The 9,198-nt window shown below is 69.5% G+C and carries 12 protein-coding genes and 1 pseudogene; 6 read left to right on the top strand and 7 right to left on the bottom strand.

Annotated elements, in window-relative coordinates; translation table 11 throughout:
- Positions 1–31 precede the first annotated feature (31 nt).
- The 3 genes from J2S46_RS00660 to J2S46_RS00650 form a co-directional block, all read right to left on the bottom strand.
- Positions 32–454, bottom strand: a complete 423-nt coding sequence (locus J2S46_RS00660; protein ID WP_191294627.1) for a hypothetical protein — start codon at positions 452–454, stop codon at positions 32–34.
- Positions 451–891 (bottom strand): ADP-ribosyltransferase, encoded by a 441-nt coding sequence (locus tag J2S46_RS00655; protein WP_191294628.1) that lies wholly within the window; start codon positions 889–891, stop codon positions 451–453. The genes J2S46_RS00660 and J2S46_RS00655 overlap by 4 nt, the downstream gene beginning before the upstream one ends.
- 169 nt (positions 892–1,060) lie before the next feature.
- The gene (locus tag J2S46_RS00650) at positions 1,061–2,362 is read right to left on the bottom strand and encodes a hypothetical protein (RefSeq protein WP_191294629.1); all 1,302 of its coding nucleotides are present in this window, start codon (positions 2,360–2,362) and stop codon (positions 1,061–1,063) included.
- 555 nt (positions 2,363–2,917) lie between these two features.
- On the opposite strand from J2S46_RS00650, the gene J2S46_RS00645 reads away from it, so the two are divergent.
- A complete protein-coding gene (locus J2S46_RS00645; RefSeq protein ID WP_191294630.1) occupies positions 2,918–3,622 on the top strand; it encodes a DUF6262 family protein in 705 nt (234 codons plus the stop codon).
- Between the two features lie 35 nt (positions 3,623–3,657).
- On the opposite strand, the gene J2S46_RS00640 is transcribed toward J2S46_RS00645, so the two are convergent.
- Positions 3,658–4,845, bottom strand: a complete 1,188-nt coding sequence (locus J2S46_RS00640) for a HEAT repeat domain-containing protein (RefSeq protein ID WP_307348152.1) — start codon at positions 4,843–4,845, stop codon at positions 3,658–3,660.
- Between the two features lie 92 nt (positions 4,846–4,937).
- Positions 4,938–5,774 (bottom strand): zinc finger domain-containing protein, encoded by an 837-nt coding sequence (locus tag J2S46_RS41080; protein WP_503129174.1) that lies wholly within the window; start codon positions 5,772–5,774, stop codon positions 4,938–4,940.
- On the opposite strand from J2S46_RS41080, the gene J2S46_RS41075 reads away from it, so the two are divergent.
- The 3 genes from J2S46_RS41075 to J2S46_RS00625 all read left to right on the top strand — a co-directional run bounded on the left by J2S46_RS41075 (position 5,704) and on the right by J2S46_RS00625 (position 7,207).
- Complete coding sequence (locus J2S46_RS41075) at positions 5,704–6,213, top strand: DinB/UmuC family translesion DNA polymerase (RefSeq protein ID WP_503129173.1); 510 nt, start codon at positions 5,704–5,706, stop codon at positions 6,211–6,213. The two genes, J2S46_RS41080 and J2S46_RS41075, sit on opposite strands and share 71 nt — an antisense overlap.
- A gap of 2 nt (positions 6,214–6,215) precedes the next feature.
- Entirely contained in the window at positions 6,216–6,464 is a 249-nt protein-coding gene (locus J2S46_RS00630) for a hypothetical protein (RefSeq protein WP_191294727.1), read from the top strand.
- A gap of 218 nt (positions 6,465–6,682) precedes the next feature.
- A complete protein-coding gene (locus J2S46_RS00625) occupies positions 6,683–7,207 on the top strand; it encodes a hypothetical protein (RefSeq protein WP_191294726.1) in 525 nt (174 codons plus the stop codon).
- Here the strand turns inward: J2S46_RS00625 and J2S46_RS00620 are convergent.
- Positions 7,204–7,344, bottom strand: a pseudogene (locus tag J2S46_RS00620) (ATP-binding protein); the annotation flags it as partial. The gene J2S46_RS00625 and the pseudogene J2S46_RS00620 overlap by 4 nt on opposite strands.
- 31 nt (positions 7,345–7,375) lie before the next feature.
- A complete protein-coding gene (locus J2S46_RS00615) occupies positions 7,376–7,867 on the bottom strand; it encodes a hypothetical protein (protein WP_229913440.1) in 492 nt (163 codons plus the stop codon).
- Between the two features lie 108 nt (positions 7,868–7,975).
- On the opposite strand from J2S46_RS00615, the gene J2S46_RS00610 reads away from it, so the two are divergent.
- Together J2S46_RS00610 and J2S46_RS00605 are read left to right on the top strand one after the other, a co-directional pair.
- Positions 7,976–8,533: a hypothetical protein gene (locus J2S46_RS00610; protein ID WP_191294725.1), complete on the top strand. Its 558-nt coding sequence runs from the start codon at positions 7,976–7,978 to the stop codon at positions 8,531–8,533.
- A gap of 68 nt (positions 8,534–8,601) precedes the next feature.
- A complete protein-coding gene (locus tag J2S46_RS00605; protein ID WP_191294724.1) occupies positions 8,602–8,739 on the top strand; it encodes a hypothetical protein in 138 nt (45 codons plus the stop codon).
- Positions 8,740–9,198: the final 459 nt, after the last annotated feature.

Raw genomic sequence — 9,198 nt, 5'->3', positions numbered from 1 at the left:
GCCCTCGATTCCCTGGGGCCGCCGTGGCAGCTCAGTGCGCGGCGATCTCCCGGAGTGCGGCAAGGCTGTCGGCGCGGGTTCGGGAGCCGGCGACGACGCGGCCGATCTCGCCGCCGGGATGGGCCGCGAGCAGGGCGATCGCCTCCGAGGGCAGGAGGTTCTGGGCCTTGTAGCGGCGCAGGAGCTGGTGCCAGGGCCTGGCCCCGTTGACCGAGTCGGGCTTTGCTGCGGGGCGGGCCATCCAGCCTGCCGCGCCGTCGGTGTCGTTGGCCCAGATGTAGCCGATCACGCCCTTGGTGGCGTTGGCCACCGCCACGTATTCGACGGGGTTGTCGGTGGTGGAGGCGTAGCGGGGCGGGCCGTCGTCGGTGGCCTGGAACTGCAGGTCGTCGTGCAGTCGCGGGGCGTCTTCGTTGTCGCGGTTCATGTGCGGGTTGCTTTCTTGGGTGGTCACAGGACTTCTCCGTAGATGTGGATCTTGCCGTCCGGGCCCTTGATGACCCGGTCCGCCCTCCAGCGGGTGCCGCGTCCCAGGAGGACCTCCCGCTCGATCCCCAGGAGGTTGGAGACTTCTCCGAGGTACATGCCCGGGGTTCCCTCGGGCACCTTCAGGTGCATGATGACGGGCTTGTCGCTCATGGCGGCGTCGCCGAGGGAGGTGGACACGTACGCCTTCTCAGTGAACGTCCGTCCTTCCAGCAGGAGCGGGTCGTCGACGTCGAAGTGCTTGACGCGGGTTCCCCGGCTGATGACGGCGTCCTCGGGAAGGGTGCTGCCGGCCAGAGCCTTGTCGATGTCCGCGACGCGGGTGTCCATGTCGGCGGAGCCGGTCCCGTCCTTGCGGAGGTAGCCGTTGATGTCCTCGTAGCTGCCGGGGAACGGCGCGTCCACGTGACTGGGCCGACATGGAGGCAGTTTAGGGCTCATCTGACGACCGATAGCTGGTGGCGGATACAAGCGCGTCGGGGACACCTCCAGGACCGCTCGACGAAGCCGTCGCGACCTGGCGGAGCCTGGGCCTCGGGGCCCGGAAGGAGCGCCGCCAGAGCACATGTTGGGATTACTCACCGGAATCACTCGAGGCGTAGATGCGGAGCATGTGCTGGACGTCGCCCATCATGCCGTGGCCCGGGCTTCGGTGGCCGGTGAGGCCCCGGCTGATCTCGTCAAGGACGCCACGGCCCCGCAGGTCCCCACGTACGGCGAGTGCGCCGGCCGCCTGGATCCGCACGTCGATGTCGACCTCGGCGTCGTCCAGACGGCCGGTGAGTGCGGCTCGCAGGGCTGGGGTGTCCAGCCCGGAGCGGTACAGCGCGTAGGTGGCGGCGGCCCGTACCGCCGCGGCCGGGTCATCTGCCAGGCGCAGCACGGCAGCGAGGATCCGCGGGTCGACGTCGGCGGCGCTGCGGTGCGCGAGGGCACCGGTGAACGCGCTTGCGGTCACTCTGCGTACCTCAGGATCCAGGTCCGCTGCGCGGCGAAGGAGCGCTGCCGCGAGGTCCTGGTCCAGCTCTGGGGCGGGGTGTGCGAGGGCGCCCGCCGTAGCGATCACGGCGGCGCTCCGCACAGTGGCGTCCGGGTGTTCGAGGTGTGGCAGGGCGGCCCGGTGATTGTGCCAGTTGTGCATGTCCAGGCCGTGCAGCACGGTTTTCAGCGCGTACGGGTCCTGCTCGGTGTCGAGCAGCGGCTCCAGGAACGTGACGGCAGCGTCGGCGAATTCGGTGCCGTCGTCCTCGCCGTCGCTGCCGTCCAGGAAGTTGCTGCCGATTCCGAGGTGGAGGAGGGCGTCGAGAGCGAAGCGGCGTGCGGCGAGTGACGGTGCGTCCAGGACGCGGGCGCAGGCCCAAGCGAGGAGTTCACGGTCGGCGCGGCGAGCGATCACCAGCAGCGACTCATTCCAGTCCGCATGGTCCGGATCGGCGTGCACCAAGGCCCGGGCGACCAGTTCGGCGGGCTCACAGAACAGGCCGAGGTCGAACTCCAGCATGCTGACCACGCCCCTGTGGGCCTGCGGACCGCAGGGGTCGGCGGCGAGGGCCGCCTTGGCGACGCGCAGTGCTCGACGGTGCAGCACGAGGCTCTTGCCCGTCCCGTCGAGCAGGCTGTGTAGGACGTCGACCAGGCCGTGCTCGGCGGCCCACCCCACCGGGTCGACGCCGCCCGTCCACGGTCGCGCGGCGTCGACGCCCCGCAGGTTGACCAGCTCCCACACCGCCTCGGCCCGACGCGCCCGAGCAGCGGCCTCCAGCAGCGCGGTGCCTTCCGGACCTACCAGTTCCTCGTCGGGGACACGGTCCAGGAGGCGGGCGAACTCGGCGTCGTCGCCTTCGGCGAGCGCGGCGATCAGTGTGTTGCTGTCCATCCGCGCGAGTCTGTCGTGACGAGTCGGCTCCGTCGACAGAATTCCCGCCTGCTCGGTTGGCCGGAGGCATGAGTCCACTGTGCTGTTCTCGGCTCTGCCGGGGTGTCGGCGCAGTGTCAGGGGCGAGCTCCGTGTGGCCGTGGACGCTGCTGATCTCTACTCCGGGGCCCGGGCGACGGTTCCGGCAGGCCAGAGGCGACGGGTCAGCGTGCGAGCGTGTCCGTCAACTCCTCGTCGGGGCAGCCGGCTGCGATGCGTTGCAGGGTGTCCTTCTCGCGGGGGTCGACGTTCAGGTGCCAGCGGGTCTTGATGGCGGTAGGTGCAGCGGTATTCCGTGGCTGAGGGGAGCCAGTCGGCGGGGTCCTTGTCGGCCTTCTGGCGGTTGGACCTGGCGGTGACGGCGATCAGCGCGCGCGGCTCGTCCAGGTCGTTGGCGTAGGCCTGGCGCTCGGCCGCGCTCCATTCCGCCGCGCCGACTGGCGGGGAGCGTCATTCCATGCGTGCGATGTCCGGAGCTGTCGGGGATGTCGGGGGCGTGGGCTACGGTGCTTGGTCGTGGAAGCAGCTGATCTTGACTACCGGGCCCGGACACAATCGGGCTGTCTCTCACCGCGCCTGGTCTCCCAGCTCCTTGAGTTCGGCCTTGCCGAGGAGGTGGAGTTCTGGGCCGGCCGTGGTGAGTGGTTCTGCGCGAGGGAGTGGACCCGGTTGCTCAGCGAGCGGGGCCAGCAGGCCGAGGCGCTGGAGGTGCTCGCGCCGTACGTCGCCACGGGCTGGTGGACGGCTGCCGAGGCCATGGCGGAGCTGCTGGAGGCGAACGGCCGGGCGGGCAACGGGCTCAAGGCGTGCCTTCCCTCGCTGTGGTCAACGGACGGTTCCGCCCGGTCGGGTGCGCCAGCGGACGCCGACAAGCGGGCCCGGACCGCGCTCGCCCAAATTGTCGGGGCCGGCCAGCCCGTCAGTTTCACCGCCGTTGCCCGTGTAGCAGGCGTGAGCACCGACTTCCTCTACAGGCACCCCGAGATCCGCAGCCTGATCGAACGCCACCGTGCGAAAGGTGGCCGGGTTCCCGGAGTGCGTCAGGCGGACGCCGAAGCGCCGTCGTCGACTTCGGCGGCCGTACGAGCCCTGAGCGCACGCCTTTCACAGCAGCAGCGGGCCCACCGCGAGGAGATCGCGCGGCTACGGAAGGCCCTGGAGGCGGCCCACGGCGAGAACCTGGAACTTCGACGCCGTCTGGCCCGGTACGAACCGCAGTGATTCCCGGCGGCTTCCGACGTGACGCCCAGGGTCTCTCAACGAGTTTGCTCCAGAAGCGCCTTGATGGCATCCCGGTCTGCGGGAAGGCCGATGTCCTGAAACCAGGACGCGATGAGGTGGGTATATCGCCAGCACACATCGCGGTCCGCGAGCACTCTGAGAAAGCGGTGCTGGGCGGGTGTGAGCTCGGCCCCCGGGCTGTAGCCGGACGGGAAGGCCGCAGCCAGCAGGGGGCCCCAGTCGTCGCCGATGGTGAGGTTGCTGCAGAAGGGCACGCAGGCTACGGCGACCGCGAGCAGTTCTTCGAAGTCGTCGGTGCGTTCGATGGCCGCAGACAGCAGGGCGTGCCGTAGACGGCCTTCGATCTGCGGCAACGGGTCCACGATCCACGGGTCGGCGGCAGTGGGCTCCGGGAGCCAGGAGTCGACGGTGGCCGGTTCGAGCAGGGCGTTGAGGATCACCTGCGTTGCCTGGGTGTTGCCGATACAGGCGGGTGCCAGCGCCGCGCAGGCCCGGACGGCGGGGTCGGGATCAGTGAGCAGTTCGCTGGTGTCCTCGCCCCAGGCCCCGATCGTCAGAACCGTGGCTGCGCGTTCACGCCCGTCGGTGCTCTCGGCGAGTAGACGTCGGAGAAACTGGGTGGTGGTGACGATCCGTCCGGCCAGGTCTGGAGCCTGCAGGAGTGCGGTGGCAGCGCCGAGGGCAGTCTCCCGGACGGCTGGGTCCGGGGCGAGCAGGTGCGCGGTGACGGCGTTGCAGATCGGTCCGCGAACGGCTCTGACGGCGTCGGTGGCTCCCGGGTCGTTGCCGTCTTCCGCGCCGGTCCTCTCGCCGTAGGCGGCCGAGTCCGCTACCCGGCCCAGCCATTCGAGCAGGGCGGCGCGCAGCGGCCGGGAGCGGTCGTCGTCCCAGGGAAAGTAGCTCTCGTGCCGGGCCAGCGTGCGGTGGTCGTCCAGGATCGTGGCGATGAACAGCGCGGCCGGCGCCGTGGCGCTGTATAAGGAATCCTGGTGCAGGACCGACATGTCGAGCAGCCCCAATGCCTCGGCCTGGACCTCCGGCTCCTCGGCCAGGAGTTGGATCAGGCGCAGCGGCGTGTCCTGCGCCGGCCCGTAAGCGTGCTCCAGCGAAGACCAGTCGGTGTCCTCGATCAGAGAACGCGGATCAGGCAGGCAATCGCCGGCCGCTTGACCGTCGATCGGGTTCTCGTCCTGGAGCGTCACAGGAGAAGCATCACCCACCCCACTGACAGTCCCCGCAATCGGGACGCCAGAGAGCTGTCGTCGGCATGCCGTTGACCCAGTGACCAGCATCTTCATCCACGGTGATCCGTCGCAGGTGCGGATAACATGTGGTCGACGTCCAAGCCGGCGGCGTCGGAGACGGTCACCGCGTCGTAGGGGGAGTACCACTCACCGCCCGTCAGGGCGCAGCGCGCACCGACCTCGGGTGCCTGGACGGCTTCGTCGATGATGACCTCCCGGCGGGTATCGCATCCGTCCTTGTCGGCGTCGATCCAGTGCCGGAACGCGGTGCGGACGTAGCCGGTGCGGTCCTCGTCCGTGACGGGCAGCGCGTCGAGGGCGCCCAACAGGGTGGTGCTGACCACCTCACCCGGGGCCCGGTGAGCGGGCGCGGCCGGCGCCGCTGCGCCGGCGGGGGAGGCGAGGGCCACGCCGAGCTGGACTCGTCCTCGACCAGGTCGCAGGCGTAGGGGAATGCCTCCAGGAACTCCCGTCGGTCGGGGTCGGTCTCGGCTTCGGCCAGGCTCTGAAGCACAAGCAGGAACCGGGCGACCTGTTCGGAGGGCAGATCCTTGAGCGCCGAGGCAACGCCCTCCATTACCTTCACTGCGGAGTCGGGGTCCACTGCGTCGTCGTCGCAACTGTCGAGGAACCAGATGTTGTCGATGAGCAACCTGATGAGGACAGGTACCAGGGGGTCGGTGTCGATCATCCGGAGACCCTAACGGCGCGCGGACGACGTGTGCGGGAACGGCAGACCTGTGGGGAGGTTGGACCCGGGGACCGCTTCGGGCTGCGCCGCGCCGTACGGGATGGACGGTGCTGCGGCCGCCACACATGACTCCGGGTGGGGCTTTGCAGTGGGGGCACAGCACTGTGAGCGCGGGTTCGTCGCCACTCGCTTCCACTCGGTCGTCCTGTCCGGGGCCCTGTACTGGTTTCTCCGATCGGGGTGGGATGCCGATCGGACAAGCACACTCGCGGACACGCTACGTTGCCGCCTGGGCGCTTTGGGCGGGAACACGGAGACGGGTTTCGGGTCTGCTATCGGCTGGCTCCTGCACCAGCGCGCCCACGGCACCGACCCACGCACCGTCGCACCCGGCCGCCCCGCCGGCGTGCTTCGCGCCACCCGCCGCTTCGAGCACGACGTCCTCGACCCCGACCAGGTCCGCCAGGCCCTCCTCGCCCTGGCGGACGACCTCGGCGCCCGCGGCCGCGCACGGCGCCAGGAGCGCCCGCGCGGTGGAGCTGCAGATCACCTACGCGGACCGCATCACGACGACCCGCTCCCGGACCCTGCGCGAACCGACTGCGCACACTCCCGTCCTCCAGGAGACCCTCTAGCCGTGTTCGGGGCACTCCGTCTGCAGCGGGCCCGCATCCGCGCCGTCACCGCCCGCGTCGGCGCCCTGCTGGCGGCCGAGCGTGCCTTCGTCCAGCTCACCCTGGATGCGATGACCGAGGACAGGCGAGTGCTGGAGCCGGTCATCGACAAGGCCGCCCGACGCTGGGGCAGCGGCACCGTGCATCCGGCTGCCCTCACCAGGCCGAAGACCCGCCCGACCGGTGCGGCCCGTCATCGGGCCGCACCGTGACCCGTCGGCGGCAGTCCGTTCGGTCCGCACGGCAGAAACAGCACGGTCAGGGGTTGCGGGGGCGCCGCAGGAGAGCGGGCGGTCGCCGAGGAAGTAGGAGATGGCCAGCGGCGCGCTCTCGGGTCGCGCGGCCGTGCGTCGTAGCAGGGCCAGTTGCAGATGTCGACGATCACGCAATTCCCCAGGTCCTCGCCCCAGTCGGGTCTAGGTTGGTGAGCATGACCATGCGCGGGTGGAGGTATCGCTATGTTGGACCGGCCGACCTGAGGAGTCTCGTCCGCCCGGGCGGTGACGGTCAGCTTATGCGTTCGCCGGCCGACTTCGACGAGTGGGCCTCGGCTCGGACAGCGGAGGAGTTGTCCGAGCCCTTCACCTTCGTTGTCGATCAGGCTGGGGCCTTGCGGCTCGCGCCGCGCCGCAGTGAGCACGTGGTGTGTGCCGGTGGAGACATGGTCCTGAGCGCCGGTGAGATCGGCTTCCGCGAGGAGTCCGGACGGTGGGCGATAGACGAGGTCAGTAATCAGTCGACCGGCTACTGCCCGGACGTCAGCTCGTGGCCGGCCGTCGCCGAGGCCCTGGACCAGGCCGGGATCGTTCGCCCGTCCGGCTTCACGCACGAGGTGGTGTTCCGCCGCTGCCCTTCCTGTCAGCAGCTCAACATCGTGCGCGAGGACGACTTCGTCTGCGTCTTCTGCGACGAGGCCCTGCCGCGGGAGTGGAACGTGGACCGGCCCAGACGCTAGGTGATCAGCTTGTCGGTCAGGTCCTTGGGCCGCTTGTTCGGTCTGTAGCTGGGACCGTTCATGATGACCTGGTGGCTGGTGTTGATCAGCCGGTCCAAGAGTGACTCGGCGACGACGGGGTTGGGGAAGAGCGGATAGAGACCATGATCCGCTGGGCGATGATCGGCATCATGCTCCGGCGACTCGCTCGCGGTGGGCCGGCGTCATGGCCCGGCCCACCGCCTCTGGCGCGGGCTGCGGAATGAGGTGCAACAGCGCGGTGTCAGTCTGCGACGTCGTCGAAGAGCGCGGCTTCCATGTCGAGCAAGTCCTGACGACTGAGTTGCGCACAGTCCAGCCTCGGCTCCGCGCATGGGTGACGAACCGGGGGTCGAGAGCGACATGATGGTGCTCGACGTAGTGGGCAAGGTCGGAGTACCAAAGCCATTGCCCATCGGTCAGCAGGGAGAGCCCACCGATGACGGTCCTGTCGGGGCTGAGGACATCATGCGTGAGTCCAGCCGTTGCGGCCAGAACCACACCGTCGTGAAGGTACTGGATCAGCTCACGAGCGTGAGCCGGCTCCCTGACGCCCGCGGCGGCCCAAAGCGACGACCCATCCGGCCTGCCGTGCCCAAGTTCTCTGAAGTCGCCGACCATCGGGAACTTTTCATCGCTCATCCGCCGAGCGTAGAGGACTCTGCGGGGCCTGATCCACGGAGATCTCATACGCGGTCTGAGGTACTGGCCGCTCTTCCCCTTCAAGTACTTCTCCGCCGGAGTTGATCCATGTACGAAGCAGTACGAGAAGCAAGCGGGCTGGCAGAACCGCGGCTACAAGCGGTGGCTGTGAAGCGAATCAGCGCAGCGGTCAGCGCGCTCGCATGCACGATCGGCCTGTCCGGGTGCTTCATGTCCGACCCTGATCCGCTCCCCTTCGGCTACCGGATCACGGACGGAAGAGTCGAGGTGTTCGTGCCGATGTGCCCAGATGACCACTTGCAAAGCATCCGAGCAGCCGATGTCAGCGGGGAACGTATCGAGCTGTTCTCTGCGACGCACCCCACCCCCAGCCAGGAGGCCAAGGGAAGCCTCATCATTCACGACAGCCGGGGCTGGGCCCCCGAGGGCTTCGAGGAGCGGCAGATTTTCAGCACCTCGACCAGCCTTCCGAAGCTGCTGGAAGTCGACTACGGAATCGCTAGCGGTTCGAGTGCGGGCGACGTGGCCGACATGGAGAAGGTAGCTGCCGCCACGTTGGTGTCCGGACAGTACTGGACCAGAAAAGGCGTCATGACAGCCGAGCAGATCAATCAGCAATTCCACTGCAACCAGCCGGCCCGCTGACCTCGGGACGGACCGGGTTCGCCGGCCGGGAGCTGACCTTCTACTACCGCCCGCAGGTCCCGATCGCGGTGGCCGACCTCGGGCGCACCGCCGGCTACACCCTGCGCCCCGCCGCTCCGAGCAGGGCCGTCTGCGTCACCGAGGCGCTCTTCGACGCCCTGTTCGGCGACCCCCGGATCGACCCGACCCGACCCAACGGACGCTGAGGAGAGAGCCCGATGTCCGACGAACTGCTGAACTCCGTCGACGCCCTGCTCGCCGCGGTGAGCACCGGTCTGCCGGTCCCGGCGGAGCGGCAGCGGCTGCGCCTGGCGGCCGGGCTGACGACCACGCAGATCGCCGTCGCCCTGCGGGTGGACTCGGTCCTGGTGCGCGGCTGGGAGGACGGCAGCGTCGTCCCGGGCCCGGACATCACCCCGGCCTACGCCCGTCTCCTCGACGGCCTCGCCGCCCGCTTCCCCGCCGCACCGGCGCCCGCTGCCGCACCGGCACCGGCACCGGCGCCTGCGGCGCCTGCTGCCGCGCCGCAGGCCTCCGCCGCCGCGGTGCCGGCGTTGGACCAGAACCCGGACGGCTCGCTGAGGATGTTCGAGGCGCAGCCGTGCGTGCAGTGCGGCCAGCCGTCCGTCTACCGGGCGCAGGGCCGCCCGATGCACCTGGGCGGC

The sequence above is a fragment of the Kitasatospora herbaricolor genome, assembly GCF_030813695.1.
GTDB lineage: Bacteria > Actinomycetota > Actinomycetes > Streptomycetales > Streptomycetaceae > Kitasatospora > Kitasatospora herbaricolor.
The sequence above is the reverse complement of the archived record's forward strand: the minus strand, read 5'-3'. Positions and strand labels throughout refer to the sequence as shown.